Genomic DNA, 26,287 nt, shown 5'->3' with positions numbered 1-26,287 from the left:
CGGTAAAAGAAAAAAGCCGGCGCTAAACCGGCCCGTAAAGCTACAAAGGGTGGCGCGGTTGGGCAAACGGGTTCAGGATTCCAGTTCCAGGCGCACCGTATCGGCATTTACTTTGATGCCCCATCCGTTCTGGAAGCACATCGTCAGGTCGTAGTGAGCTTGAGCGTCTTCGTTGAAATATATGTTCTCGAACTCATCGCGGGCTTCAGGTGGTGTGCGGCTTAAATGGGCCAATATCTCGTCTTCCAAAAAAGGATAGTCTGGGTCACGCTCATTAATTTTCAGGTAGGCTACACCCTCAAATACCAGCCGCAGCTTCTGGTAAGGCAGTTCGGCGGCCTGACTCCCAGACGGCTTTTGCCACTCCAATAGCAGTCGCATCTGGGGCTGTAGCTGGTATACCAAGCGTACGAAGTTGAAGTTGTTATGTAAGTCCGCGTAACCGTTGGGCCATTCCAAGCCAATATACTGGCCATAGATGGTGAAGTTTGTTAGTTCCATACGAGGTGATAAAGGCTTTCACTACATCATTTTCCTGCCTACCGCAGCGCCTCCAGAAACTTCTTGCCTTTGGTGAACTCGCGGAACTCCAGGTCCTCGACGGCGCGGTTGGCGTAGCTGCGGTCGAGTTGCACGGCGCGGCGTAGGTGGGCGGCGGTGGCGGCCTCGTTGTGCTGGCGGGCGGCCGTTACGGCCAGGCTGTAGTACACCAGCGGCTCCTGGGGGCGTAGGGCCAGCGCCTCCTCGTAGATGGCGGCGGCGCCGGGGTAGTTGCCCTTCAGCACGTAGATGAGGGCCCGGTTCATGATGTTCTGGTAGGAGCGCGGGTTGCTGTAGCTGAGGCTGCGCAGGGCCTCGTCGGGCTGGCCCATCTCAATTTCGAGGGCGGCTTTGTCGGCGAAGGCCTTGCTGAGCATGGCCGGCGTGCCGCCCAGCTTGATGGCGTAGTCGTAGCTCTGGCGGGCTTCGGGCAGGTCGTGGGCGCGGTGGTAGGCGGTGGCCACGCGGTAGAACAGCTCGGAAGTGGGGTTGCGGTGGGCGGCCAGCGTGAAGTTGACCGCCGCCCGCCGCTGGTAAGCCCGAATAACCTTGGGGTTGGTTTCCTTCTCGGAGCGCATCAGCAGCACCGCGCCCAGGTTGTAGTAGGCCTGCCAGGCACCGGTGGTGGCCACGGCGGTTTCAAAAATGCGCTGCTTTTCGGCCAGCAGCGGCGTGAGCGAGGCCGAGTAACGCAGCTCCTCGGGCGTGAGGGCGTCGGCCTCAGTCTGCTTCTCCACAATCTTTTTAGAGAGCAGATACACCTCCGAATCGTAGCGCTTGGGGGCCGTGTAGCGCACCGACACCGTACCGAAACGCAGCACCGGATAGATGTACTGCTCCAGGTAATCGAAGAAGCTGAGCGCGTGCAGGCGCTTCTCCTTCTCGGCAAACGAGCCGGGCGAGTCGTTGATGAGCAGCACTACCGAGTCGATCTGGGCCGGCTTGAGGGCCGACTGCTGCACCTTGCTCAGAAACAGGTCCCAGCGGCGGCGGTAGGCCTCAGTTTCAAAGTCGATGTCGCTGACTTTGTTGAGGTAGGCGCTTTCACTCACGCGTTTCTTGAAGTAGTTGGCCAGCGCCTGCACGCGGCGGTCGGGCAGGCGTGGGTCGCGGCGGTCGAGCGAGTCGGGCGAGTGGCCGGCCACAATCGTTACTTTCTCGGTGCGCTGGTTGGCCTCAATAAAATCTTCGAGCGCCGCCACATTAGTACCCAGAAAGTTGCGGATTTCGGCCTTGCCGGCATCGAAGTAGAAGGGCAGCACCCGCGTGCCGCTGCGGTCGTTGCTCACGGTTTCGGGCAGCAGCGTCAGCAGCGAATCCTGGCGCACTACCAGCTGGCTCGTGGTCACGATGCCGCGGGCCAGCACCTGCTCGGGGCCTTTCAGGCGCGCGCCGTTGGGTTTGGTCAGGCGGGCATCGGGGCGGGCCAGCAGCTCGCCGGGGCTCTTTTGGGGGGCGTAGGGGAAGGTGAATTCGCGCCGGATGACGAGCATGTTCTTCTGCTGCTCGTCGTACACGTATTCGCCCGTCAGGAACGTGAGCCGGCCCACGGTGTCTTCGCGCAGGCCGTTCTGGTAGCGGTAGCTCAGGGCGATGTTGTAGGCCGCGCCTTTGCGCAGGTGGGCCACCGGCACTTTGGCCGTCACCTCGAAGCGCACCTGCTGGCCGCTGCTTTCGAGCACGGGGGGCGCCACGGTAATCGACTGGCCGTTCTGGGCGGCTTTCAGCACGTTGGGCAGGGGCGAGCAGGCCGGTAGCAGGCCGGCGGCCAGCAGGGCGGCCGCGCCGGGCAGCAGGCGCAGAAGGTGGGGCATAGGCAACGACCCCGCGGGGTCAGAAAATTTTAAACTCAAACGACAAAAGGTGGCCCACCGACGTATCTTGCCGCGGGCTTTCTGCGTAAGTGCTTGACACCGGGGCGAAATCATCGTATATTACTCCAGCTAAACCAGTATCAGGCCGCTAAAATTACCCTTATGCACCGAATTACCGATTTCATTGAAAAGCAGAGCTTCGGCGTATGCGAGGCCATCGGCAACCGGGTGGGCTTTTCCAGCAGCAGCGTGCGGCTCTCGTTTGTGTACGCCTCGTTCTTCACCTTTGGCTCGCCCATCGTGCTCTACTTTGCCCTGGCTTTCTGGCGCAACGTGCGCCACGCCCTGCGCCGCCAGCGCAGCACCGTGTGGGATTTGTAGGGCTTCTGATGTAGATATGAGATTTTGGAGCTGAGAAGTGAGCCTCTCAGGGGTCTGTTTGTTATGGCAAGCAGACTTTTTTTATGCCCCTTACCCAACCTGAGCCAGCCGGCACCCCGTACCGTTTCTCACTTCTCACTTCTCACTTCTCACTTCTCACTTCTCACTTCTCACTTCTCACTTCTCACTTCTCACTTCTCACTTCTCACTTCTCACTTCTCACTCCCAGCTGCCGGAAAAACCGTTTGCCCCGGCCGAAATAGTCCCAGACGAGGCTGCCGGCGTAGGTGCCGGCCCGCTCGTGCAGCCGCAGGCGGGGCGGGAATTGCTGCCGCCGGATGTTCCAGTAGCCCAGCCGGCCCACAAAGTGCCCGTGCGCCCGCAGCACGGCCCGGAAATCGGCCAGCTGGCCCTGCAGCAGCAGGCGCAGGGCCGCCACCCAGTCGAGGGCGACGCGGCCGATGAGGACGGCGGGTAGCTCGGCGGGGTGCGCGTTGAGGTAGACCAGGGCCAGGCCGTTGCGGAAGTTGAGGTAGGTTTTGCGCGGGTTGGACTTGTGCAGCGTGCCGCCGCCCACATGAAACACCGTGCTGGCACCCTGATACCACACCTGCCAGCCCGCATTCTGCAGCCGCCAGCACAGGTCGATTTCCTCCATGTGGGCAAAAAAAGCCGGTTCCAGCCCGCCCATTGCGTGCCAGGCTTCAGCCCGCACCAGCAGGCAGGCCCCGGTGGCCCAGGCCACCGGCCGGGCGTCATCGTACTGGCCGGTGTCGGTTTCGAGTGTGTCGAAGAGGCGGCCGCGGCAGAAGGGGTAGCCCAGTGAATCGAGGTAGCCGCCGCCGGCCCCGGCATACTCGAACAGCTGGCGCGTGGCCGGGTCGGTGCTGTACTGCCGGATTTTGGGCTGGCAGGCGGCAATGCGCGGGTTGGCTTCGAGCAGTTCGCGCTGGGGCGCGAGCCAGCCGGGCGTCACCTCCACATCGGAGTTCAGCAGCACGTAGTAGCGGAACTCGGGCCCGAGCTGCGCCAGGGCGCGGTTGTAGCCCTCGCAGAAGCCCAGGTTACCGCCATTCTCAATTAGCCGCACCGCCGGAAATTCGTCCCGTAACATCGCCACCGAGTCGTCGGTGGAAGCGTTATCGGCCACGAATACGGTAGCGCCGGCCGAGTGGGCCAGCACGGCGGGCAGGAACTGGCGCAGGTAGGCGCGGCCGTTCCAGTTGAGGATGACCACTGCCACATCGGCGCAGAAGTTGTCGGCGGCGGAGGCTTCAGGCGGTGCCTGCTCGTTGGTTGACAGTTGCAGAAGGCAGGTTGTTAGGGGCTGACAGCTATCAGCTAAAAGCCAATAGCTCAACAAAAAACTACATCCCGAAACCGCTCAGGTCCATGCCGGGGATGTTGGGCATGAAGCCGGCAGTGGTCTTTTTAAGCTCCTCCTGGGCCTTGGCGGCAGCTTCGTCCATCACCTTGTTCACGGCGGCCACTACTAGGTCGGCCAGCATGTCGCGGTCCTGGGGCTGCAGCAGGCTGTCGTCAATTTCGAGCTTGAGCAGGCGGCGCTGGCCGTTGGCCGTGGCCCGCACCAGCCCGCCGCCCGACTCGGCCGTGGCCGTCAGGTACTGCAACTGGTCCTGGGCCTGCTTCATCTTCTCCTGCAGGTCCTTCATCTTGCCCATCATGCCAGCCATATCAAACATAGTCGCGTCGTTTCAAAAGGTGAAAATTATCTTCCCAAAGATACGGCCGCAAGCCGGAAACCGACCAGAACAGCCCTTTAGCGCAGAATCGTGATGCTGCCGTACTGGCGCACGCGCTGGCCCTGCTGATCGAGGGCCTCGAACTGCCAGGCGTAGGCGCCCGGCACCGGCGCGGCCCCGTTGATGCGCCCGTCCCAGCTGCGGGCGCGGTCGGTGGTCTGGAACACGGTCTGGCCGTTGCGGTCGATGATGGTGAAGCGGAAGTTGTCGAGAAAGCGGCCTTTGAGCTCCAGCACGTCGTTGAGGCCGTCGCCGTTGGGCGTGAAGGCGGTGGGCAGCACCAGTTTCACCGGGCGCAGCACCTCGGCCACATTAGAAAAAGAGGGCTCCGACAGCCCCGCCCCGCGGGCCTCAATGCGGTAGCGTATGGTCTGGCGGTCGGGGTCGGGCTGTAGATCGAGGTAGGTGAGGCTGGCGCCTACCTCCACGCTGGAAACCACCGCACCGTCGGCCGCCAGCCCCAGCACCCGGTAGCTTACCGGCGCGGCTGCGTCGGACCCCGTGGCCGTTAGCGCCGACCAGGTGAGGCGGATTTCGGGGCCGTTGGGGTTGGTGGCGGCGGCCGTCAGCTGCACCACGCACACGCCGGCGCCGGCCGGGGCGCGGTTGCCGCAGGCATCCTCAAACTCGACGGTGTAGCACAGCGGCACGGCCGGGTCGGGCGTTACCAGCGAATCGAGCAGGCGGCGGGCGGGCGTGGCAGCCAGCGGCGCGCCGTTGCGCTGGTAGCTCAGCTGGCCGCCGCTGGTCAGGCCCGGCACTTCGGCCCGCAATTCCACCTGGCCCTTCAGGTTGAAGCCCGCCCACAGCCGCGGCCGGGCTGGCGGCGTGGTCGAAAGCGCCGTCAGGCCGACTTCATTGGAAACCGATGTGGCTGGCCCGCTGCTCAGGCTGATTTGGTAGCGGTAGGTGGTGCCGCAGCTTACGTTTGGGTCGGAATAGGTGGTAGCGCCGGCCGGCAGCGGCAGCACCACGCTGGTGCTGCCCTCGGTACGGGTGAGCGTATAGGTGCCGCTGCCGGCGCTGGCCCAGCTAAGCTGGTTGCGGCCGTTGAGGGCGGTGCCGGTGAGCTGCACCGAGCAAATTTCGTTGGAAGGCAGGCTGAGAACCGGCGTCTGGCACTGATCCTGAAGCAGCAACCGAAAGCAGCCCGTCAGCGGGGGCGCGGAAATTGTAAGGGGGCTGGCGGCCGTTACGGGCCCCAGCGGGCGGTAGCCGCCCGGCGCGCCGGCCTCGGCCACCTGCAGTTGGTAGCGGTACTCGGGCTGCAGGGCCTCGAACTCCAGCTGCACTGTGCCCTCGGTGGGCCGCGTGAGGCGGCGCAGCACCGGCGCTATAGGGGTGGGCAGCGGCGTGAACGGTTTGGTGCTGACACCCTCGCACAGTCCGGCCGTGGGGTTGCGGCCCGATACGGTAACGGTAGTGGCGCCGCTGCCGACCGGGTAGCTCACGGCTGCGCCGCGCATTGCCGGAACCCGCGGCCCCGTACCCACCTGCACGAAATAATCGGGGTAGCTGGTATCGGTAATGGTTACCTGCACCAGCCCCGGCGAGCAGACGCTCAGCTCGAAAGTGGGCGCCGAGGCGGCCAGCACTTCGTAGGGCTTCGAGAAAATCACGCCCTGACTAACGCCGGCCTCCCCCTGCGTATTCTGGGTGATGACCAGCGGCCCGGCCGCCGTCGGCGTGAACGTGGTTGTGGTGTCGGTGAAGCCGGTGCAGATGGTGGTGGGGCCCTGCCGGTAGTAAATCTGGGCGGGGTCGAGCGGGCGGGTACTGCGGTTGCGCAGCCGCACCGGCCGGCCCACGCACAGCAGCTTGGGCAGCAGCTGGCCGGTAGCGGCATCATAAACATCGAAGGCGGCCCCGGTACCGGTCTGCGACACACATGGCGCTTGGGCCCGCACCACCGAACTGCTTAGCAGGCCGGCCAGCAGCAGAACCCAAAGCAGGAATGCGGTTTTCATCATGACCAGCCTAACGCCACAAGCGCCGAAATCTTTTCCCGAAGAAACGCAAAAAGCAGCTGGCAGTGAGGCTCGGCCTCCAGCACCGACCTTACGTCGCCCGGCCTTACTCCCAGGCGTAGGAGCGCACGAAGTCGGCGGCGGCGGCCAGGTCGGGGTACATGATTCGGTCGTGGGCTACGAAGGGTACCTTTTCGCGGAAGGCGGTGACCAGTGCCTCCAGCGGCGCCGAGCTGCGGCCGGGGCGGCGGAACTCCAGGGCCTGGGCCGCATTCAGCAGCTCGATGCCCAGCAGCTGCTCCACGTTGACGACCACGCGCAGGGCCTTGGTGGCGGCGTTGGCGCCCATGCTCACGTGGTCTTCCTGGCCATTGCTGCTCACCAGGCTGTCCACCGAAGCGGGCGTGCAGAGCTGCTTGTTCTGGCTTACCAGCCCGGCGGCGGCGTACTGCGGAATCATCAAACCCGAATTCAGCCCCGGCTCGGCCACCAGAAACGGCGGCAGCCCGCGCTGCCCGCTGATAAGCTGGGCCGTGCGCTGCTGCGAGATGCTGCCCAGCTCGGCCACGGCAATAGCCAGCATATCGAGCCCTAACGCCAGCGGCTGGCCGTGGAAATTGCCGCCGCTCAGAATGGCGTCATCCTCCGGAAAAATCGTGGGGTTGTCGGTGACGGCGTTGCACTCGATTTCGGCGGTGCGCTCCACGTAAGCCAGCGCGTCGCGCGAGGCGCCGTGCACCTGGGGCATGCAGCGCAGCGAGTAGGGGTCCTGGACGGCAGTTTTGGGATGCTGCTGCAGCTCGCTGCCGGTTAGCAGCGCCCGTAGCCGCTCGGCCACCAGCAGCTGGCCGGCGTGGGGCCGCAGGCGGTGCAGGCGCGCATCAAACGGCTCGCGCAGCCCGTCGAACCCCTCCAGCGAGAGGGCGCCGATAACGTCGGCGGCGGCGGCCAGGCGGCGGGCCCGCAATAGCGCATGCACGGCGTAGGCCAGCATAAACTGGGTGCCGTTGAGCAGTGCCAGCCCTTCCTTGGCCCCCAGCACAATCGGCTCCCAGCTGAATAAGCTCAGCGCGTCGGCGGCGGCCAGCCGGTAGCCTTCGTAGTTGACTTCGCCCAGGGCCAACAGCGGCAGGCAGAGGTGGGCCAGCGGGGCCAGGTCGCCGCTGGCGCCCAGGCTGCCCTGCTCGTACACCACCGGCAGCATGCCGCGGTTGTAGAAATCGAGCAGGCGCTGCACGGTGGCCACCTGCACGCCGCTGTGGCCGTAGCACAGGCTCTGGGCCTTCAGCAACAGCATCAGCCGCACCAGATCGGCCGGCACCTCGGCGCCCGTGCCGCAGGCGTGCGACATCAGCAGATTCGTTTGCAGCTGCTGGCGTTGCGCGGCCGGAATAGCCTGTCCGCACAGGGCGCCAAAGCCGGTATTGATGCCGTACACGGCCGTATCGGGGTCGCGCTCCAGGCGCTGCTGCAGGTACTGATGGCCGGTTTCGAGGCGCTGGCGGGCCTCCGGGCCGAGCATGACCCGGGCGCGGGTGCGCAGCAGCTCATCGAGGGTGTCGAGGGTGAGGGATGCGGAGGGCGAAAGAACGTAGTCGGCGGCCATAAGTGGGAGAGGGGGCTTGAACCTTAAAAGTAGGCATTCTGCCCACGTCGGCTACCCTTCAGCTTAGCCCGCCAGCTGCCCGCTGACTAAGCTGAAGGGTAAGCCGGAAGGCGCGAAAAATACGGTTAGGCAACCGGAGAAAAACAGGATTTAAATCCGTAATTGTTGCGCTTGTTTCTGATGAAGCGGTTTACGATATTTGAAGTACTGCTCTGATCCTTATTTTATTACGCTATGGAATACAACGCCAAATTCGGCCCCAGCGCCCAGACGCCCGATCAGCGTCGGTTCGTGCTCCTGCGCCTGCTCGACGCTATTCCCAGCCTCCGCACCCGGGCCACGCCTTACGCCCGCCAGCTCTACAACCGGTACGTAGAAGGCGAGATGAGCTGGCACGAAGTCCGCCAGGCGCTGAACATGCAAAGCTAGCGGTGGGCCGCCGCGCGTAGCAGCGCTGCCTATGCTGCGGCCAGCTCGGCCAGCACCTGCTCCAGCGTTAGGGTCTGCTCCTGGCCGGTGGCCAGCGTTTTCAGCTTGAACTGGCCCGCGGCGCGCTCCTCGGGGCCCTGCAGCAGCACGTACGGAATGCCTTTGCCATCGGCGTACTTGAACTGCCGGCCCAGCTTGCCTGGCTCAGGATACAGCTCGGCGGCCAGGCCCTCGGCCCGCAACCGGGCCAGCACGGGCAGCACCGCCACCTCGCTTTCGGCATCGAAATTGGCCAGCAGGCAGCGCGAGGTGCTGGTTACGGCCTCCGGGAACAGGTTGAGCTCCTCCAGGCAGTCGTAGAGCCTATCTACGCCGAACGAGAAGCCCACGCCCGACACGCCCGGCAGCCCAAAGGCACCCGTGAGGTTGTCGTAGCGGCCGCCACCGCTTACGCTGCCCATGTTCACGTTGTTGATTTTGATTTCGAAAATGCAGCCCGTGTAGTAGCTCAGGCCGCGGGCCAGCGTCACGTCGAACTCCAGGTTGTCCCACTTCTCGAAGCCGAAGCCGCGCAGGTAGTCGAGCACGCGGCGCAAATCCTGCAGGCCCTTGTAGCCGTCGGCGCCGGGCGTATCGGGCTCCACGCCGGCCGTTACGAAGGCGGCCAGCAGCCGCTCCAGCTTCTCCTCAAACGAGCCGGCCACACCCAGCAAATCGAACAGCTTTTCAATGGCTTCGGCCGAGAAGCCGCGTTCGGTCAGCTCCTTTTCCACGCCCTCGCGGCCAATCTTATCGAGCTTGTCGATGGCCGTGAACAGGTCGATTTCGGTGCCCTCGCCGCCCAGGGCCTGGTAAAAGGCGCCCAGCACCCGCCGGTGGTTTATTTTGATGGTGTGCTCGCTCAGGCCTAATGTAGTAAGAGCCTCGCTCATCATGAGCACGATTTCGGCTTCGCAGAGCAGCGAATCGGTGCCCACTACGTCGGCGTCGCACTGGTAAAACTCGCGGTAGCGGCCGCGCTGGGGCCGGTCGGCGCGCCACACTGGCTGAATCTGGTAGCGCTTGAAAGGGAACACCAGCGTGCCGCGGTTCATTACCACGTAGCGGGCGAAGGGCACCGTCAGGTCGTAGCGCAGGCCCTTTTCGGCCACTTTGGGCAGCACCGCCCGCGGGCCGGCCAGCAGGTCGGCGGGCGTTACTTCTTCCTTGATAACCTCGCCCTTCTGCTTTTTAAGGAAGTTGCCCGAGTTGAGCACCTTGAACAGCAGCTGGTCGCCTTCGTCGCCGTACTTGCCCGTCAGCACGCTCAGGTTTTCCAGGGTCGGGGTTTCGAGCGGGGCGTAGCCGAACTTCTCGAACACGCGGCGAATCACGCCAAAAATATAGTTGCGGCGGGCCACCACGGCCGGGCCAAAGTCGCGGGTGCCTTGGGGAATGCTGGGTTTCTGGCTGCTCATCGGGGCGAAGGAATCGGAATGCGGAAGTATGGCCGCAAAATTCGTGCTTTCCGCCGGACTTTCCCCGCTGGCGTTGCGCCGGCCGAAAATCAGCTGGCGCGGGCAGCCTCAAACTCGATTTCCTGCATGGCATCGAGCACCGAGGCTACCAGCACGGGCTGCGAATCGGGGTCGAGGCACTGGAAGCGGTGGCGGCTGGCCTGCGGCGTATGGCACAGAATCAGCTGGCGCGACTGGGCCCGCAGCACGAAGGCGTAGGCCAGCAGCAGGTCGATGGCGTCGTTGCTGAGCGTGTCTAACAGGCTCAGATCGACTACCACGGCAGGTTTGGCGGCCCGACTAGCGCGGTGCAGGGCGCGGGCCAGCACGTCGCCGTCGGCGGTGGTAGTGGCCAGGCAGGATAAAATAAGCAGATAAGCCTGGGGTAATTCCTCGCGTTGTATTTCCAACTTCATCCCGATCCTCTTGATAAACGATACTGTCCTGCTGTAAAGCGGAAGAATCGCCCGGCAAGTTACGAGCTGAACAATGAATTAATATAATTTTAGCGGGATAAGTAAATTTTATCCTCCTGAAAGGCTGGTTCAACGGGCAAACCGCGCCGTTCGGCGGGCCTGCGCCAGCACCGGCGCCGCCAGCGGCGACTTCAGCGGGGCCCGCAGCCCGGCCCGGCGCAGGCCCCGGGTGGTCCAGTCGTTGCAGGTGCGCAGGGCGTGGTAGCGGCTTCGGGCCCGCAAGAAAAAGTCGGTGCTGCCGTAGCCGGCCGGCTGGCGCAGCGGCCGGCGGCCCACCGAGTCGGGCGCGGCCAGCGCGGCCTGCACGTGCGCCACCAGCCGCCCATACTGCGCCACCGACACCCGCAGCGGCACGACCAGCGCCCCCGAGTCGGGCGCGGTGCGGTAGAAACTAGCGTGAACCAGCGTTTTGGAAGGCAGCAGCGCCCGCAGCACGGCGCCCGGGCCGGGCGTGCGGCCGCCCATCGAGCCCAGGAAGAAGCCCTCGTTGCCCCAGCCGAAGCCTACGTAGCGGTAGCGCCCGAACCGGGCCGTGAGGGTTGGCTGGTTGAGCTCGGCCAGCCAGTCGTGGCCGGTTTGCGGGTCGCGCACGGGCAGCACCAAATCGGTATGCACGCCATTGGACACCACGAATACCGGCACGCCGCCCGGTGTCTGCCGGAACTGCCGGTTGACCGGCACCGCCGCCCCGGTCATCAGCAGGAAAATAAACGCCACAAATGCCGCCATGAGGGAGAAGTGAGGGAGATGAGCCGGTTGTCATTCTGAGCATGTGGCGCATCAAGCCAGGGACGAAGAATCTCGCGTGCCAAAGAAAACTGCTAACAATAGGATTAGCATTGCCCGCGAGATTCTTCGCGCTGCTCAGAATGACAACCGGTTCACTACGCACCGTTCCCTGTTCACTGTTTCAAACGTACATTTGCCGCCGAACTAGCTGTTTTGGCCGTGTACCGCCTGCTCGCGTATGTGCTTTGCTCCCTGCTGCTGCTCCAGACTCTGGAGCAGGAGTTGCTGGTAGTGAACTACGAGCTGAACCAGGCCCGCATTACGGCGCGCTACTGCGTGAACAAGGCCCGGCCGCAGCTCAAGTGCAACGGCAAGTGCCACCTGGCCAAACAGCTGCGCCAGGCCGACGACGCCGACAAAAAGGCGCCCGCCGGCAGTGTACGGCTCAAGTTTGAGCTGGTACCGGCCCCGGCCCGGCTGGCCCTGACGGCCCCGCGCCGCTGGCCCGCCGCCCCGGCCCGCTACGCCGCCCCTGCCGCGCCGCGCTACGCCGATGCCCCGGCCCGCGGGGTGTTCCGCCCGCCGCTGGTTTAAACCCGCGTCCGCCCCGGTTTTCGCGCCCGGAAACCGCCACGACTGCCGTGCCGCCCCCGTTGGGCGTGGCCCGGGGCCGCGTACCGGTACGCGGCCAGCCGGTTTATTTCCTTTAGCCTTAGCGTTTTCAAGTATGTTTTTTTCGCGTTTCGCGTCCGTGGCCACTTCGCTGGCCCTGGGTGCCCTGTTGCTGGGCAGCTGCACTGATAAAAAAGATGACCCCGCGGCCGAGCCGCAAACCAGCGTGTTTTCGGTGGAGCTGGAAAACACGGTGGGCAACCGCAGCCTAAACCTCGATACCGACACCTATACCACCGCGGCCGGCGACCAGTTCACTATCAGCACCTTCAAGTATTACCTCTCGAACCTGGAGCTGCTCCGGGCTGATGGCAGCGCTCTGGCCCTGCCCGACACCTACTTTTTGGTAGACCATGCCAATAAGGCCAGCCAGAAACTGGAGCTGAGCACCGTGCCGGTGGGCGACTACACCGGCCTGCGCTTCGTGGTGGGCGTCGATAGCGCCCGCACCAAGGCCGGCAATTTCAGCGGCGTGCTCGGCGACGACCAGGGCATGTGGTGGGAGTGGAGCAAGGAGTTCATCAACGTGAAGCTGGAAGGCACCTCGCCGCAGGCGGCCAAGGGCGGGCTGGTGTTCCATATTGCCGGTTTCAAGGGCGCCAACGGGGCCAACAACACCATCCGCACCGTTACGCTGCCCTTCCCGAGCGGCAGCAAGCTGCTGGTGCGCCCCGACCACACGCCCGAAATCCATCTGCAGGTAGATGCGGCCCGGATGTTCAGCGGCCGCAATACCATCCGATTTGCCACGGTGAGCAACACGATGGGCGGCCCCGCCTCGGTGCAGGTGGCCGATAACATTGCCGCCGGTATGTTCAGGATTGACCATTTGCACGCGAATTAGAGACGTGAGAGGCGAGAAAGAATTGTCATTCTGAGCATGTGACGCATCAAGCCAGGGACGAAGAATCTCGCGTGCTATGCTAATCCTGTCGTCAGAAATTACTTTGGCACGCGAGATTCTTCGCTGCACTCAGAATGACAGACCTGTTCTCACCTCTCATATCTCACTTCTATAGATATGAAGAACTCCTTCCGACTCCTGCTGGCGGCCCTTTTGGTGGGGCTGGCCACGCCGGCCGCGCGCGCCTGCGACATCTGCGGCTGCTTTATGGGCATCACGCCCTACGACAACCAGAGTGGCTTTTCACTCATGCACCGCTACCGCATTTTCAACGGCTACCGGGCCCTGGACCAGTCGCCCGATTTCCGGCCCGACGGGGCCCGCATCTTCTTCCCAAATAAGCTGAACTCCGACGAAGGCTACGCCCACAGCCACCGCGGCGACCCGACCGATTTTGAGGCCTTTCGGGTAGTGGAGCTGCGGGGCAAGTACTTTCTCTCGCAACGCGTGGAGTTGAACGCCTTCGTGCCCTATGTCATGAATACCTCGCAAATAAACGGCCGGCAGCTGAATGCCAGCGGCCTGGGCGACGTGACAGTGTTTGCCGGCTACCACCTCATCCGGGCCATCGAAACGGCCGGCGTGCAGAGCCGCCTGGTGGTGGGCGGCGGCCTGAAGCTGCCCACCGGCGAGTTTGACCGCCAGACGGAGCAGGGCCGGCGCTACCCGCTGCTCAACCAGGTGGGCACCGGCACCACCGACGGCTTCGTGTACGCCAACTATATCGGCAGCTACCGCGGGGCGGGCCTGAGCGTGAACACCAGCTACCGGCGCACCACCGAAAACCGGTTCCGCAACAGCCTGGCCCCGAGCACGGCCACGTTTGCCAGCCTGTTTTACCGGGTGCCGCTGGGCGAAAACTGGCAGCTCTACCCTTCGGCGCAGTTTTTCTACGAGAAAACCAAGGGCGAAATGCTCGACGGCCACCTCACCGGCGAGCACGCCATGAACAATGCCCTGCTCGGCCCCGGCCTCGACGTGTATTACCAGAACTTCTCGCTGAATACCAGCGTGCAGCTGCCCGTGTACACCGCCACCACCGACCATCCGGCCAGCGCCGGCCGGCTGGTGGTGTCGGTGGGCTACAGCTTCAAGCAGACCAAGTACCTGCTGCGCAAAAGGGCCGCGCCGGGAAATTGAACTGTTAGCTGTAAAACGCCGTCATTCAGAGCGAAGCGAAGAATCTCGCGTGCTGGCAATGAATTGAACTCCTGCCATCAGCACGCCGGGTTCTTCGCTTCGCTTTGAATGACGGTGTTATTGGAAGAAACGCTCTATTCTCAGTCTTTCCGAGCATGAAAACCGCCTTCAACTATTTCCTGCACCGGCTGGGGCCGCTGGCCGTGGCCGGTTTGCTGTTGACTACCGCCTGCGGCCCCGCCGCCGACGACCCCATCCCCGAGCCGTTTGGAGCGCCCACGCCCTACGTGCTGCAGCTGCCGCCCCAGTTTCCGAAGCCGCCCGCCCCGCCCGCCGACAATCCGCTGACGGTGGAAGGCGTGGAGCTGGGCCGCCACCTGTTTTATGAGAAGGCTTTGTCGCTCGACAACAGCAAGTCGTGCGGCTCGTGCCACCAGCAGAGCAAGGCCTTTACCGATGGGCTGGCGCGGGCCGAGGGCGTGGGCGGTACCCGGCACGGCCGCAGCGCCATGGCGCTGCAAAACCTGCTCTGGGAGCCGCGCCTGACTTGGGATGGCGCCCACACTAGCCTGGAGCAGCAGGCGCGCGTGCCCATCGAAAACCCGCTGGAGCTGCACCAGCCGCTGGCCGCCGGCGTAACCCGGCTGCAAAAGCTGGCCAAGTACCCCGAGCTGTTTGGCAAGGCCTTCGGCACGAGCCAGATAACCGAAGACCGCGTGCTCAAGGCCCTGGCTCAGTTCGAGCGCACCCTTATTTCGGGCAACTCGCGCTTCGACCGCTACCGCCGCGGCGACCAGGATATACTGACGGCCGATGAGGTGCGGGGCATGGAGCTGTTCAGCGTCCACCCCAACGGCCGCCTCCGGGGCGGCAACTGCTCCGACTGCCACGGCGGCACGCTGCAAACCGACCGCAACTTCCGCAACAATGGCCTCGACGCCACCTTCGGCGCCGACCTGGGCCTGGGCGCCCTCACGGGCAAACCCACCGACCACGGCAAGTTCCGGGTGCCCTCGCTGCGCAACATTGCCCTCACGGCCCCCTACATGCACGACGGCCGCCTGGCTACCCTCGAAGACGTGCTCGACCACTACAACGAGCACGTGCAGTTCAGCAGCCCCAACCTCGACCCGCTGATGCTCAACACCACCAACGACCCACTCCAAATCAGCCCCAACCTGGAACTTACGCCCCAGGAAAAACGCCAAATCGTGGCGTTTTTGAAGACGCTGACCGATGAGGAGTTCGTAAAGGACTCGCGGTTTGCGGCGCCGGAGTAGGTGCGCCTCTAGCTGCTTGATTTGGCCAAATTGCCTGCTTCGGCTTCCGCCTAATGACTTATAAGTATGTGGGGGAATTTTCGGCAAGCAAACCCGATTTGGCTTGCTTGCCGAAAGTTTGTTGCGTACCTAGTGTCGCTTCCCGAAACTCGCTGCCACACAGAGTTTCGGCAACTCGGATGTTGGCGGTAAGTCTGACAAACAACATTAATCGAATATTCCAAACTTGAGGTATGACAGCAGAAAATAATTTAACAATGACAGAAACGAGTCAGAGCGCTGTAAGTAAAATTTATTCAAAAAAAGCAATTTGGGGGTTTTCAATACTCTTTGCTCCGATTTTTGGTGGAGTATTATTAAGACAAAACTTAATTGACGACAACAGGAGAAAAGAAGCGAATATTATCTTGCTGGCTTCGATAGTATTCTCTATGTTAACTATATTCATAGTGAACAGCCTTGAGACGAAGACAAGCTCATTGACATATCTATTGAATATGGGATGGGGAGCAATTCTGTCAGAATACTTCTTTAAAAAATATTTTCCAAAAGATAATTAAGAATATAAAAAAATTTGGAAGGCATTGATAATTTCGATTGTAGTAGTTATTCCATTCTTATTAGCGTTGATTTATGCGCCAGCAGATTAAACTTGCCAATGAAAGGCATTTGGCAAAAAGTTGGTTTAGTGATTAAGTGAAGCTTTGCGCTTCGTGTCAAGTTCAGAGCAGGCAGATAGTCTAGTGCTTCGCAATCCGCTTCTTCGCTAAGCCGTACCGTTAGCTTCAAAGCACAAAGCCCCTGACGTCAGCACGAACGTCAGGGGCTTTGTGCTTAAAAAAGGTGTGGCACTACACACAATAACTGGCAGCTTACCCCCCAAACCCGCCGCCACCGCCTTTCGGCGCGGCTTCGATACGGCCGGCTTTGGCCTTGCTGGCGCCCACGTACCAGGTGAAGCCCAGCCAGCCGACGCGGGTTTCGGACTTGGTGTAGATGGTGGATTGCAGCTCGGGCGAGTTGACTTCGGCGCGGCGCACCTGGGTGTTGAGCAGGTCGGAAACACGCAGCGTGAGGGCGGCGCGGTTCTGCCACAGGCGCTGGCGCAGGGCAATATCGAGGCCGCCGGTGGCCAGCTGCCGGCCCTGGGCCGTGAGGGTGGCCGAGCGGTAGGCGCCGGTCAGCTGCACGTCGAGGGTGGGGGTAGGCGAAAAATTCTGGTTGAGGCGGGCCGTGCCGGTAAGGGCCTGGCGCGAGCCGGCGTCGAGGGCGTTGGTATTCAGCTGGGCACGGTACAGCGAGCCGTTGACCTGCACCCGCCACCAGGCCGTAATTTGTTGGCTCCAGGTCAGTTCGAGGCCCACATTAGTGGTAGAGCCCAGGTTGCGGTAGGTTTCCACCAGCACCAGCCCGGCGGCGGGGTTGCGGTTCGTGGCCACCGTGTCCACATCGCGCAGGCGCTGAATGGAATTGTTGGTAAATCGCCCGAACAGCGTGGTCGTGATTTCGGCGCCGCCGGGCAGACTCAGCTGGTGGCCCAACTCCAGGTTATGGCTAAACTCGGCCCGCAGCTCGGGGTTGCCAAGGCGGTAGAAGCGTGGGTCCTGGTAAAGCGGCACGGCCAGCTGCTGCATAAAATTGGGCCGGCTGAGGCGGCGGGCATAGCTGAAACTCAGCTGCTGGGCCTGCTCGGCGGTTTTGGCCGTGTCGCGCCGGCCGCCGAAGCGGTGGCTGAGGCTGGCCGTCGGAAACAGGCCCATATAGTCAACGTCGAACCGGCCCCGGCCGCCCTCCACGGCCCCGTTTATGCCCGTGTACTCGGTGCGCAGGCCGGCCTGGGCGTTCCAGTGGTTGCCCCAGCCGCGCTGGTACGTGGCGTAGGCGGCCGGCACCGTCTGGCGGAAGCTGTAGGCCAGCGAGCGGGCCGGGTCGCGCACGTAGCCGCCGGGCACGTCGGGCTGCTGGTTGAACAGGTTGGCCGCGCCCTGGCTGCGCTGGGCTTCTACCTTGACGCCGGTTTCGATTTTGCCCTTATCGGCGGCCAGCGGCAGCGTGTAATCCACCTGCGCGAAGTACACGTTGGCATCCACCTTCATCTGCTGCCGCCAGCTGTTGATAGCGCCCTCGCCCAGCGTCTGGGTCACCGGAATATCGGCCCGGATGAGCACGGCGCCGGCCACGGCCGTCAGCTCGCGGCCGGGGTGCTTTTCCCAGCCGTGGCGGTAGCTGGCCACGTTTTCGAGCACCTTCACATCCACATCGAGCCGCTGCACGCCCTGCTGAGTGACAGTGGGCTCGCCGGCGCGGGTCGTGCTCAGCAGCTGCTCGTTGTAGTTGAATTCCTGCTGCCAGGTTGGGTTCACGCTCAGGCTCAGGCTCTGCTCTTTGCCCAAATCGAGGTTGAGGCCCAGGTTGAGGCTGTGCGAGGCGTCGCGCTCCTGGCCGTGGCCCTGCTGCCGGGTGCCCACCGGGCCGCTCGTCTGCTGAAAATCGGTGCGGTTGCGGTAAGTTTCGTCCTGGCGGTCGTAGCTCAAACTCAGGTTGGCGGGGCCCTGCTTGCGGTTGAGGCTCAGGCTGGCGTTGTACTTGTCGCCGGTGCCGCCGAGCACGCTGGCCGTGCCGTTTACGCCGTTTTGGGTTTGCTTTTTCAGGATGACGTTGATGACGCCCGTGCCCTGCGCGTCGTACTTGGCCGAGGGGTTGGTCATCACCTCGATGCGGGCAATGCGGGAGGCCGGAATCTGGTCGAGGCGCAGGCCGGGGCCGCCGTTGGAGCCGCCGCTGGGCTTGCCGTCGATAAGAATAGTCAGGTTCGAGGAGCCGCGCAGACTCACGGTGCCGCCCGCGTCCACGGCCACCGAGGGCACGTTGCGCAGCACGTCGGTGGCCATGCCGCCCACGCTGGCCAGGTCTTTTTCCACGTTGATAACGCGCTTGCCGGGCTCATTTTCCACCGTGGCCCGCTCGCCCGTCACCGTTACGCCCTTCAGCTCGGTGCTGATAGAAGCCAGCCGCAGCGTGCCCAGTGCCAGCTCGGGCGCAGTGGCCGTCAGCACCACCCGTCGCCGCAGCCCCTGGTAGCCCACCGCCGACGATTTGAGCAGGTAGGAACCCAGCCCCAGGTTTTCCAGCCGAAACGAGCCGTTTTCCAGCGTTTCGGCCCCGGCCACAAAGCTCGAATCCTGGGCCCGCAGCAGCACCACGCTGGCGAAGGGCAGGGGCTGGCCGTTGCCCTGCTCCAGCAAGGTGCCGCTGATGCGGCCGGCCGGGGCCACGGGGGCCGCGCTCTGGGCGGCGGCAGTCAGCGAAAACAATCCGAATGTGAGGCCCAGAACGGGCACAGCGAGGAACCCCAGGCCCCGAGGGGCCCGGCTGAAAATAGGGGAGGAAGTCATGGAGAAGGAAGGTTGAGTCGGAAAGTAAGGGCAAGCAGGGGCCGTTTCCGGTGGCCGCGGTTCCGCCGGATGGGCCTGATGGCCAAGTAATTCAGACGTGGAAGACAGGGGCGCTAACCGCCAGCAAAGGCGGGCGCCAGGCAACCGAAACACGCGGGGCGGCAGCGGGAAACCTGGGTTTCCGACCGGGGCCCACCGCCCGGCCCGGTTGGCGCGAAGGCGGTGCTCGGTGGGGGCCGCGCCGGGCTCCGCTGAAGGAGCTGCCGCGCGGCCGAGGGGTTATCTAATCAACAAGCCAAAGGTAACTAAAGGTACTATGCAACGCAAGGTACTGTTGAAAATAAATTCATCTTTTCCTATAAAGCGGCAGTTTTAAGCGTTTGGGCCGGTTTGCCAGCGGATGAAGCAGGCGGCTGGTGGGGTAGATGGTGCAGCCGGGGCAGCCGTTGCCTGGGGCGCCGAGTTTTTTGGAGCGGCGGCGCGTAGCCTGCTGGCTGTGGCGCGGGCTACACTTGCGCAACCGAACAAGCTGTCCGGAAGCGGACAGGTTTGTTCTTTGTTATTTGATAGAAATAAATAGTAAGATTTTGGTAATTAATGCTTTATCGAAATGGCACGGCCGTTGGCTACAGCTGGTAGAACCCTTTCTCTACCTGTACGAAAATGGACAGAGCCATTTCTTCTTCCACCCAAAACCGCCGCCAGCGCCGCCGCTGGCTATTTGGCGCGGGGCTGCTGCTGGCCCTGGGCGCGGCCCTGTTGGCCTTCCGCACGGTACTAAAACCCAGCCTGGAGCGCAACGCCCTGCTGCTGGCCCGCGTGGAGCGCGGCGACGTGGAAGCCTCGCTCACGGCGGCCGGCGTCGTTATTCCGGCCCACGAGGCGGTGCTCACGAGCCCCATTGCCAGCACTATCCGGCAGGTGCTGGTGGCCGTGGGCAGCCGCGTGCAGCCGGGCCAGCCCATTGTGGAACTCGACCGGGAGCTAACCGCCTCGGCCCTGGCTAAGCTCGAAGACGGCCAGCAGCAGAACCGCAACCGCGGCAGCCAGCTCCAGCTGGCCCTCGAAAAAGCCCTCCACGACTTGCAGGCCCAGCAGCGGGTGCAAACGGTGCGCATCAACAGCCTGCAATCGGCCCTGCGCGACGAGCAGTATTTGCTGAAAATAGGCGGCGGCACGGCCGAAAGCGTGCGCCAGGCCGAGCTGAACCTGCGGGTGGCCCAGCTGGAGCAGCAGCGCCTGACCGAGCAGCTGGCCAACCAGCGGGCCGCCAACGCCGCCGACCGCCGCGAGCTGGGCTTCACGGTGCAGATGCAGCAACGGAGCATTGCCGAGCTGGCCGGCAAGCTGGCCCAGGCCAACATCAGCAGCCAGCAGCCGGGCGTGCTTACCTGGGTAAACGACGCGCTGGGCACCACCGTGCAGGCCGGCGATGCGCTGGCCCGCGTGGCCGACCTGACCCGCTTTCGGGTGCGGGCCACCATTTCCGACGCCTACGCCGACGCCCTGCGCCCCGGCGACCCGGTGGTGGTGCGCATCAACGACCAGGATTTGCGCGGCACCATCAGCACCATCAGCCCGGCCGTGGATAAAGGCACCGTGACGTTCTACGCCGCCCTGGCCCAGGACCACCACCCGGCCCTGCGCCCCAACCTGCGCGCCGATGTGTTCGTGGTGACTAAAGCCCACCACAACATCGTGCGGGTCAAAAATGGCCCTTTCTACCAGGGCGGACGGGAGCAGCCGGTGTTCGTGGTGCAAAACGGCCAGGCCGTGCGCCGCACCGTGCAGTTCGGCGACAGCAACTTCGACTACGTGCAGGTAACCGGCGGCCTGCGCCCCGGCGAAGAAATCATCGTCTCTGACATGAAAGACCACCTGGACACGCCCGAACTGACGATTAAAGATTAGTGCGCTATGAGAAAGTTCTTCCTGTCGTCGCACCCCACCCCCCAGCCCCCTCCCCTCCGGGAGAGGGGGAGCCGGACGGATTCTGGCCTACTCCTGAGAGTAAGAAAAACGTTGAAATACATCCTTGCTGCGTTAGGATCCCCCTCTCCCGGAGGGGAGGGGGCTGGGGGGTGGGGTGCGATGGTGCTTCTGCTGCTCAGCTTCTCGGCCGCTGCCCAAACGGTCCCCGATACGCTAACGCTACCCCAGATTATCAACCAGGCCCTGAGCCAGTCGGCGGTGGCGCGGGGGGCGGTTACGAGCCGCGACCAGAGCTACTGGCAGTGGCGGGGCTACCGGGCCAACTACCGGCCCCAACTGGGCTTGCAGGGCACGTTGCCGGGCTACAGTCGGGCCGTTACGCCGGTGGTGCAGCCCGACGGCACCACCGATTTCCGGGCCGTGCGGCTCAACAACTCCAATCTGGCCCTCACGCTCAGCCAGAACATTGGCCTGACCGGCGGGCAGGTATTCGTGGCTTCGGATGTGCAGCGGTTTGACGATTTCAATGGGAAGATTCGCCGCTACAACAACCAGCCGGTGGCCCTGGGGTTGGTGCAGCCGATTGGGCGCTTCAACGAGCTGCGCTGGGCGCGGCGGCTGGAGCCGTTACGCTACCAGGAAAGTGGCCGGCAGCTGGTGGAGGAGCGCGAAACCATTGCCCAGCGCGTTACGGAGCTGTATTTCGATGTCCTGAGCCAGCAGGTAAGCGCCCAGGTGGCCGGCCAGAACGTGCAGGCCAACGCCGAGCTGCTGCGCCTGGGCCGGGAGCGGTACGGCCTGGGCCGCCTCTCGCAAAGCGACCTGCTGCGGCTCGAACTCAACCTGCTCACGGCCCGGCAGGCCGAAGCTCAGGCCCGCCTCGACGCCCAGAACGCAGCCGTGGAGCTGCAGCGCTACACTGGCCTGGCCGCCGAAAGTCTGCGCCTGCAAGTGCCGGCTGCCCCGCGGCTGACGGTGGTGCCGCCAACGCTAGCCCTCAGCCAGGCCCAGCAGAACCGGGCGCTGGTGCTGGGCTTCCGGCGGCGCCTGCTTGAAGCGGAGCGCGAAGTGGCCCGCACCCGCGGCACCACCGGTTTCCAGGCCACGCTGTCGGCCAACCTGGGCTACATCAACCAAGCCCCCAACCTCTGGGACACGTACGCGGCGCTGCAACAGCAGCAGCAGGTAAGCCTGAGCTTCGCGGTGCCGCTCGTGGACTGGGGCCGGCGGCAGGCCCTGGTGAAAACTGCCGAGCTGACCCGCCGGCAGGTGCAGACCGAGGTGCAGCAGGAGCAGTCCACTTTCGAGCAGGAAGTGCGGGTGCAGGCCGCGCAGCTCGGTACGCTGGCCGCGCAGTTGGCGCTGGCCGCCCGCGTCGATACGCTGGCCCGCCGCCGTTATGCCATTGCCCAGGCTACCTTCCAGGTCGGCCGCATCAGCCTCACCGACCTCACCATTGCCACCGCCGAAAAAGACCAGGCCCGTCGCGCCTACATCGAGGCCCTGCGCACCGCCTGGGTGGCCCATTACCGGCTGCGGGCGCTTACGCTGTACGATTTTGAGCGGGGTGAGGTGCTGGTGGAAACCCCACCCCCTAGCCCCCTCCCCTCCGGGAGAGGGGGAACTAGATTCTAGTTTTTAATCTAGCTCTAGAAAATTAACAGCCAGTCCCCCCTCTCCCGGAGGGGAGGGGGCTAGGGGGTGGGGTAGACGTAAGGCCTACAACCGCACACCCCGTCCGAAACCGGACACAATTCCGCGGCCTGTGAATACTGCTTTTTATAGCAAGTATCTGTAGATAAGTGTAATGTAAAATTGGCCCGCTGCTTGGCTACTCTACTATAACTACCCGCTTCCCCTGTTCGAAACCGGACAGTTTACTCTTTCAACTCTCGCCTTATGACCAACCTGTTCACTTCCACCGCCGCCGCTTCCCAGGCTCAGCCCGCAACTGCCCCGGCAACCGGCGTTGGCCGGGCCGTGCTCCAGCTCACCGGCATCGAGAAGGTGTACCAGACCCGCACCATCGAAACGGTGGCCCTCAACCACGTCAACCTCACCATCAACCAGGGCGAGTTCGTGTCGGTGATGGGGCCTTCGGGCTGCGGGAAGTCGACGCTGCTCAGCATTATGGGGCTGCTCGACGAGCCCACCAGCGGCACGCTGGAGCTGGATGGCCGGCCCGTGCAGAGCTACTCCGACAAGGAGCTGGCGCGGCTGCGCAACCACAAAATCGGCTTCGTTTTCCAGAGCTACCACCTGATAAACGACCTCTCGGTGCTCGACAACGTGGAGCTGCCGCTGCTGTACCGGAGTGGCGTGAGCGGCAGGCAGCGCCGGCAGCGCGCCTACGCGGCCCTCGAAAAAGTAGGCCTCGGGGCGCGCACAAGCCACTTTCCCAGCCAGCTTTCGGGCGGGCAGCGCCAGCGCGTGGCCATTGCCCGCGCGTTAGCCGGCGAGCCTGAAATCATTCTGGCCGACGAGCCCACCGGCAACCTCGACTCGGTGATGGGCGAGGAAATCATGGACCTGCTGCTGACGCTCAACCGAGAGCAGGGCACCACCATCGTCATGGTCACCCACGACGAGCAGCAGGCCTTGAAAACCCAGCGCCTCATCCGCTTTTTCGACGGCAGCCAGGTGAGCTGAACGTCATGCTGAGCTTGTCGAAGCATCTCTACTGCTTCGTTGCCAGAGCAACTTGATTACCATTGCGGTAGAGATGCTTCGACAAGCTCAATATGACCGTTTTATAATTCAAAATCCTGATAGTCATGCTTCTTAGTTACCTTAAAATTGCCTGGAAGGTGCTGCTGCGGCGCAAGTTCTTCACCTTCATCAGCCTGTTCGGCATCTCGTTTACGCTAATGATGCTAGTAGTGCTGTACGCGCTGTTCGACAACGCTGTGGGCCCAGCCCGGCCCGAACTGCGCGCCGACCGGCTGCTGTTCATTAACCGCATGATATTGCGCGGGCCTCAGTCGCAGAGTGCGTCCAGCGTGGGCTACGACTTTCTCAACCGCTACGTCCGCACGCTACGCACACCCGAGAAGGTGGCCGTGAGCGAGCGAGGGGCCGTCAACGTCACGCTGTACGTGGGCCAGCAGGTGGTGAAAGTGGACCGCTGCTACACCGATGGCAACTACTGGTCGGTACTCGATTTCGACTTCGTGGCCGGGCGGCCCTACAACGGGTCCGAGGTGCGCGATGCGGCCCACGTGCTGGTACTCAACGAAACCGTGGCCCGCCGCAGCTTTGGGTCGGCCGCCGCGGCCGTGGGCCAGCGCGTGCAGCTCGAAGGCCAGCCCTACCAGGTGCTGGGCGTAGTGCGCGACGTGCCCACCTCGCGTGAGCTGACTTACGCCGAATGCTGGTTGCCCATAACTACCACCACTGCCGACCTGCGCGACCCTGGTTTCATGGGTGACTACCAGGCCATCCTGCTGGCCCGCTCAACGGCCGATGTGCCGGCCATTCAGGCCGAGTACCAGCAGGTGCTGGCCCGGTTGCCCATCCCGGAGCCCGAGCAGTACAAAGAAATCCGCTCCTACGCCCGCACGCCGCTGGCCCACTACATGGCCAACCACAACAACGACGCCGGCCAGGATGGCGACGCGGCCAAATTCTGGCGGCAGTGGGTGGGGTTGGGGCTGCTGTTTATGCTGCTGCCGGCGCTCAACCTGGTCAATATCAATGTGAGCCGCACGCTGGAGCGGGCTGCCGAAATTGGGGTGCGCAAGGCCTTCGGGGCCACGGCCGGCACGCTTATCCGGCAGTTTTTGCTCGAAAACATCTTCCTGACCATGCTCGGGGGCCTGCTGGGGTTGGGGCTGGCCGCGCTGGTGCTCCACCTGCTCAACGAGAGCCAGTTTATTAACTATGCCCACCTAGGGCTGAACGGGCGCGTGTTTGGTGTGGGGCTGCTGCTGGCGCTGCTGTTCGGGGTGCTGTCGGGCGTGTACCCGGCCTATAAAATGTCGAAACTACCGGCTAACCAGGCCCTTAAAGGAGGAATTGCGCTATGATTCGCCATCTGTTTACGCTGATGTGGAACCGCCGCCGGGCCAATGGCCTGCTGGTTGTGGAGATATTTCTGGCCTTCGTGGTGCTGTTTGCCGTGAGCACCATTGCCGCCAACCTGTGGAGCAACTACCGGCAGCCGCTGGGCTTCGAGTATGACCAGGTGTGGCAGTTGAATTTCACGACCGGCTCGCAGCCCCGAGCCGAGCAGCTCGGCACCCTGCGCCAGCTGCTGGCCGAAATCCGAGCGAATCCGCAGGTGGCCGGCGCAGCCTCCACGGCTTCCAACACGCCTTTCTCGTTCAACGACAGCCAGACGCGGCTGGATTTTACCGACCCGCGCGACTCGACCCAGCGGCCCATTGGTCCCATCAATACATACGTGGTAGGACCGGAGCTGCGCGAGGTGATGGGCCTGGAACTTGTAGCCGGCCGCTGGTTCGGTCCGGCTGATGCAGTACAAGGCGCCCACATTCCGGTGGTCATCGACGAGCGGCTACAACGGGCCATGTACCCCGACGGCCGCTCGGCGCTGGATGGGCAGTTGGCGGGTGACAACGAACCACCCAGGCGCGTTATCGGGGTGGTACGCGCTTACCGCACCGACGGGGAGCTGCAGGAGCCGCTGCCGTCTATCTTCCAGGCCATTCAACCGGAAGACACGCTGTTTCTTGCCCAGTCGGTGCTGTTGCGAGTGAAGCCGGGCAGCGGGGCAGCCCTCGAAAAGCAGCTCACCGACGCCGTGCGACGCATTGGGCCCGGCTGGACGGGTACCATCCGCACGCTGCCCGACATGCATACCGTCCAGATGAAAGTGCGCCTGACCAAACCGCTGCTGCTGGGAGCTATGAGCGTGTTTCTGCTGCTGAACGTGGCGCTGGGGCTGCTGGGGGTGCTGTGGCTGAACATCAGCCGGCGGCGGGGCGAGCTGGGCGTGCGCCGGGCCATGGGCGCCACGGCCGGCGGCATCAGCCGGCAGGTGCTGGGCGAAATCCTGGTCGTGACTACCTTCGGCTTGGTGCTGGGGCTGCTGGTGGCGGTGCAGTTTCCGCTGCTGGGCGTGCAGAACGTGCGGCCCGATATCTACTTTACGGCCATGCTGCTAGCGGCCGGGGCGCTGTACCTGCTGGCCACGGTGTGCGCGCTGTATCCGAGCCGGCTGGCGGCCGGCATTCAGCCGGCCGTGGCGCTGCGCGAGGAGTGAGGCGGCTTTACTTGCCGAATACAGGTAAGCCAAGGCTTCGCTCGCCTAAAGTCCTATCTATTTGCTGTTTCCAATGTTTTACCATTTCGTCCCGCGCCTCCTGGCAATTCTGCTCATACTGAGCCTCTCGGTTGCAGGCGTAGCGCAAAGCGGGCGCCCCACGAAGATTCAGGCAATGGTAGTCGGCTCCGACCACCTCCAGCAGCTCTACAATAAACAGCCCGAGTCCGATGTCTTCAGCCCCAAAAAGCAGGCGGAGCTGGCTAGGAGCTGTTCTCAATTAAGGTAGAGCGTGATAACTCGTAGACAGATAAAGGAGTCAAACGTGCGGTCCAGCTTATCGTAGCGGGTGGCTAAGCGTCTAAATTGCTTCATTTTGCTGAACGTCTGCTCAATGTGGTGTCGCTGCCGATAGGCCACTGGGTCGAAATGAGGCATGTTCTTGCGCCGTGGATTCGGCTTAATGACCGCCTTGGCTCCTGCCTGCGCTATCAGGGCCCGCAACGCATCACTGTCGTAGGCCGCATCGGCCACTACTT

Annotated in this window: 23 protein-coding genes; 12 read left to right on the top strand and 11 right to left on the bottom strand. The window is 63.5% G+C overall.

The features are described 5' to 3' along the window. Positions 1 to 72: 72 nt before the first annotated feature. Both H145_RS0112415 and H145_RS0112410 read right to left on the bottom strand, forming a co-directional pair. Positions 73 to 501, bottom strand: coding sequence for a hypothetical protein (locus H145_RS0112415; RefSeq protein ID WP_019948479.1), 429 nt, complete (start codon positions 499 to 501; stop codon positions 73 to 75). Between the two features lie 38 nt (positions 502 to 539). Beyond that, complete coding sequence (locus tag H145_RS0112410; protein WP_019948478.1) at positions 540 to 2,354, bottom strand: tetratricopeptide repeat protein; 1,815 nt, start codon at positions 2,352 to 2,354, stop codon at positions 540 to 542. A gap of 162 nt (positions 2,355 to 2,516) precedes the next feature. On the opposite strand from H145_RS0112410, the gene H145_RS0112405 reads away from it, so the two are divergent. Further along, entirely contained in the window at positions 2,517 to 2,735 is a 219-nt protein-coding gene (locus H145_RS0112405) for a PspC domain-containing protein (protein ID WP_019948477.1), read from the top strand. A gap of 205 nt (positions 2,736 to 2,940) precedes the next feature. On the opposite strand, the gene H145_RS0112400 is transcribed toward H145_RS0112405, so the two are convergent. From H145_RS0112400 to hutH, 4 genes are all read right to left on the bottom strand, one after another. Then, entirely contained in the window at positions 2,941 to 3,972 is a 1,032-nt protein-coding gene (locus tag H145_RS0112400) for a glycosyltransferase family 2 protein (protein WP_019948476.1), read from the bottom strand. A 130-nt stretch (positions 3,973 to 4,102) separates the two neighbouring features. Next, positions 4,103 to 4,438 (bottom strand): YbaB/EbfC family nucleoid-associated protein, encoded by a 336-nt coding sequence (locus H145_RS0112395; RefSeq protein WP_019948475.1) that lies wholly within the window; start codon positions 4,436 to 4,438, stop codon positions 4,103 to 4,105. Positions 4,439 to 4,515: 77 nt separating this feature from the next. Next, positions 4,516 to 6,465 (bottom strand): T9SS type B sorting domain-containing protein, encoded by a 1,950-nt coding sequence (locus tag H145_RS0112390; RefSeq protein WP_157541502.1) that lies wholly within the window; start codon positions 6,463 to 6,465, stop codon positions 4,516 to 4,518. Between the two features lie 106 nt (positions 6,466 to 6,571). After that, a complete protein-coding gene (hutH, locus tag H145_RS0112385) occupies positions 6,572 to 8,071 on the bottom strand; it encodes a histidine ammonia-lyase (protein WP_019948473.1) in 1,500 nt (499 codons plus the stop codon). Positions 8,072 to 8,305: 234 nt separating this feature from the next. Between hutH and H145_RS0112380 the strand changes: the two genes are divergently transcribed. Further along, a complete protein-coding gene (locus tag H145_RS0112380; protein ID WP_019948472.1) occupies positions 8,306 to 8,500 on the top strand; it encodes a hypothetical protein in 195 nt (64 codons plus the stop codon). Positions 8,501 to 8,529: 29 nt separating this feature from the next. Here H145_RS0112380 and hisS read toward each other — a convergent pair whose 3' ends face one another. The 3 genes from hisS to H145_RS0112365 form a co-directional block, all read right to left on the bottom strand. Further along, a complete protein-coding gene (gene hisS / locus H145_RS0112375; RefSeq protein WP_019948471.1) occupies positions 8,530 to 9,957 on the bottom strand; it encodes a histidine--tRNA ligase in 1,428 nt (475 codons plus the stop codon). An 89-nt stretch (positions 9,958 to 10,046) separates the two neighbouring features. After that, positions 10,047 to 10,412: a hypothetical protein gene (locus tag H145_RS0112370; RefSeq protein WP_019948470.1), complete on the bottom strand. Its 366-nt coding sequence runs from the start codon at positions 10,410 to 10,412 to the stop codon at positions 10,047 to 10,049. Positions 10,413 to 10,541: 129 nt separating this feature from the next. Beyond that, the gene (locus H145_RS0112365) at positions 10,542 to 11,201 is read right to left on the bottom strand and encodes a DUF2459 domain-containing protein (RefSeq protein ID WP_019948469.1); all 660 of its coding nucleotides are present in this window, start codon (positions 11,199 to 11,201) and stop codon (positions 10,542 to 10,544) included. A gap of 219 nt (positions 11,202 to 11,420) precedes the next feature. Between H145_RS0112365 and H145_RS21175 the strand changes: the two genes are divergently transcribed. The 5 genes from H145_RS21175 to H145_RS23360 all read left to right on the top strand — a co-directional run bounded on the left by H145_RS21175 (position 11,421) and on the right by H145_RS23360 (position 15,757). Further along, the gene (locus tag H145_RS21175; RefSeq protein WP_157541501.1) at positions 11,421 to 11,795 is read left to right on the top strand and encodes a hypothetical protein; all 375 of its coding nucleotides are present in this window, start codon (positions 11,421 to 11,423) and stop codon (positions 11,793 to 11,795) included. 133 nt (positions 11,796 to 11,928) lie between these two features. After that, on the top strand, positions 11,929 to 12,717 hold the full coding sequence (locus H145_RS21170; RefSeq protein ID WP_019948467.1) for an MbnP family protein: 789 nt from the start codon (positions 11,929 to 11,931) through the stop codon (positions 12,715 to 12,717). A 177-nt stretch (positions 12,718 to 12,894) separates the two neighbouring features. Next, positions 12,895 to 13,917: a hypothetical protein gene (locus H145_RS0112350; protein ID WP_019948466.1), complete on the top strand. Its 1,023-nt coding sequence runs from the start codon at positions 12,895 to 12,897 to the stop codon at positions 13,915 to 13,917. A gap of 155 nt (positions 13,918 to 14,072) precedes the next feature. Next, positions 14,073 to 15,197: a cytochrome-c peroxidase gene (locus H145_RS21165; protein ID WP_019948465.1), complete on the top strand. Its 1,125-nt coding sequence runs from the start codon at positions 14,073 to 14,075 to the stop codon at positions 15,195 to 15,197. A gap of 233 nt (positions 15,198 to 15,430) precedes the next feature. Beyond that, positions 15,431 to 15,757, top strand: a complete 327-nt coding sequence (locus tag H145_RS23360; protein ID WP_157541498.1) for a hypothetical protein — start codon at positions 15,431 to 15,433, stop codon at positions 15,755 to 15,757. Positions 15,758 to 16,069: 312 nt separating this feature from the next. On the opposite strand, the gene H145_RS0112340 is transcribed toward H145_RS23360, so the two are convergent. Then, on the bottom strand, positions 16,070 to 18,592 hold the full coding sequence (locus tag H145_RS0112340) for an outer membrane beta-barrel protein (protein ID WP_083937781.1): 2,523 nt from the start codon (positions 18,590 to 18,592) through the stop codon (positions 16,070 to 16,072). 663 nt (positions 18,593 to 19,255) lie between these two features. Here H145_RS0112340 and H145_RS0112335 point away from each other — a divergent pair. The 5 genes from H145_RS0112335 to H145_RS0112315 all read left to right on the top strand — a co-directional run bounded on the left by H145_RS0112335 (position 19,256) and on the right by H145_RS0112315 (position 25,748). Beyond that, positions 19,256 to 20,503, top strand: coding sequence for an efflux RND transporter periplasmic adaptor subunit (locus tag H145_RS0112335; RefSeq protein WP_019948463.1), 1,248 nt, complete (start codon positions 19,256 to 19,258; stop codon positions 20,501 to 20,503). Positions 20,504 to 20,683: 180 nt separating this feature from the next. Beyond that, entirely contained in the window at positions 20,684 to 22,159 is a 1,476-nt protein-coding gene (locus H145_RS21160; protein WP_019948462.1) for a TolC family protein, read from the top strand. 345 nt (positions 22,160 to 22,504) lie between these two features. Continuing rightward, positions 22,505 to 23,173 carry an ABC transporter ATP-binding protein gene (locus H145_RS0112325; RefSeq protein WP_026351476.1) on the top strand — a complete coding sequence of 223 codons (669 nt, stop codon included), beginning with the start codon at positions 22,505 to 22,507 and terminating at the stop codon, positions 23,171 to 23,173. Between the two features lie 125 nt (positions 23,174 to 23,298). After that, positions 23,299 to 24,549 carry an ABC transporter permease gene (locus tag H145_RS0112320; RefSeq protein ID WP_019948460.1) on the top strand — a complete coding sequence of 417 codons (1,251 nt, stop codon included), beginning with the start codon at positions 23,299 to 23,301 and terminating at the stop codon, positions 24,547 to 24,549. After that, positions 24,546 to 25,748 carry an FtsX-like permease family protein gene (locus tag H145_RS0112315; RefSeq protein WP_019948459.1) on the top strand — a complete coding sequence of 401 codons (1,203 nt, stop codon included), beginning with the start codon at positions 24,546 to 24,548 and terminating at the stop codon, positions 25,746 to 25,748. The genes H145_RS0112320 and H145_RS0112315 overlap by 4 nt, the downstream gene beginning before the upstream one ends. Before the next feature lie 276 nt (positions 25,749 to 26,024). Here the strand turns inward: H145_RS0112315 and H145_RS0112305 are convergent. After that, on the bottom strand, positions 26,025 to 26,287 hold a 263-nt coding region (locus H145_RS0112305; protein WP_019948457.1), incomplete at its 5' end, for an IS5/IS1182 family transposase.

It is taken from the genome of Hymenobacter aerophilus DSM 13606 (genome assembly GCF_000382225.1).
In the GTDB taxonomy this organism is placed as follows: domain Bacteria; phylum Bacteroidota; class Bacteroidia; order Cytophagales; family Hymenobacteraceae; genus Hymenobacter; species Hymenobacter aerophilus.
Note: the sequence above shows the minus strand (reverse complement) of the source record. Positions and strands in the feature narration are given on the sequence as shown.

Excerpts from the sequence above, each read along its gene's own strand:
- H145_RS0112320 (WP_019948460.1), top strand. The coding sequence starts at position 23,299 with ATGCTTCTTAGTTACCTTAAAATTGCCTGGAAGGTGCTGCTGCGGCGC.
- H145_RS21170 (WP_019948467.1), top strand. The coding sequence starts at position 11,929 with ATGTTTTTTTCGCGTTTCGCGTCCGTGGCCACTTCGCTGGCCCTGGGT.
- H145_RS0112350 (WP_019948466.1), top strand. The coding sequence starts at position 12,895 with ATGAAGAACTCCTTCCGACTCCTGCTGGCGGCCCTTTTGGTGGGGCTG.
- H145_RS0112410 (WP_019948478.1), bottom strand. The coding sequence starts at position 2,354 with ATGCCCCACCTTCTGCGCCTGCTGCCCGGCGCGGCCGCCCTGCTGGCC.
- H145_RS21160 (WP_019948462.1), top strand. The coding sequence starts at position 20,684 with ATGGTGCTTCTGCTGCTCAGCTTCTCGGCCGCTGCCCAAACGGTCCCC.
- H145_RS0112365 (WP_019948469.1), bottom strand. The coding sequence starts at position 11,201 with ATGGCGGCATTTGTGGCGTTTATTTTCCTGCTGATGACCGGGGCGGCG.
- H145_RS0112380 (WP_019948472.1), top strand. The coding sequence starts at position 8,306 with ATGGAATACAACGCCAAATTCGGCCCCAGCGCCCAGACGCCCGATCAG.
- H145_RS0112390 (WP_157541502.1), bottom strand. The coding sequence starts at position 6,465 with ATGAAAACCGCATTCCTGCTTTGGGTTCTGCTGCTGGCCGGCCTGCTA.
- hisS (WP_019948471.1), bottom strand. The coding sequence starts at position 9,957 with ATGAGCAGCCAGAAACCCAGCATTCCCCAAGGCACCCGCGACTTTGGC.
- hutH (WP_019948473.1), bottom strand. The coding sequence starts at position 8,071 with ATGGCCGCCGACTACGTTCTTTCGCCCTCCGCATCCCTCACCCTCGAC.
- H145_RS0112340 (WP_083937781.1), bottom strand. The coding sequence starts at position 18,592 with ATGACTTCCTCCCCTATTTTCAGCCGGGCCCCTCGGGGCCTGGGGTTC.
- H145_RS21165 (WP_019948465.1), top strand. The coding sequence starts at position 14,073 with ATGAAAACCGCCTTCAACTATTTCCTGCACCGGCTGGGGCCGCTGGCC.
- H145_RS0112315 (WP_019948459.1), top strand. The coding sequence starts at position 24,546 with ATGATTCGCCATCTGTTTACGCTGATGTGGAACCGCCGCCGGGCCAAT.
- H145_RS0112370 (WP_019948470.1), bottom strand. The coding sequence starts at position 10,412 with ATGAAGTTGGAAATACAACGCGAGGAATTACCCCAGGCTTATCTGCTT.
- H145_RS0112335 (WP_019948463.1), top strand. The coding sequence starts at position 19,256 with ATGGACAGAGCCATTTCTTCTTCCACCCAAAACCGCCGCCAGCGCCGC.
- H145_RS0112415 (WP_019948479.1), bottom strand. The coding sequence starts at position 501 with ATGGAACTAACAAACTTCACCATCTATGGCCAGTATATTGGCTTGGAA.
- H145_RS0112395 (WP_019948475.1), bottom strand. The coding sequence starts at position 4,438 with ATGTTTGATATGGCTGGCATGATGGGCAAGATGAAGGACCTGCAGGAG.
- H145_RS23360 (WP_157541498.1), top strand. The coding sequence starts at position 15,431 with ATGACAGCAGAAAATAATTTAACAATGACAGAAACGAGTCAGAGCGCT.
- H145_RS0112405 (WP_019948477.1), top strand. The coding sequence starts at position 2,517 with ATGCACCGAATTACCGATTTCATTGAAAAGCAGAGCTTCGGCGTATGC.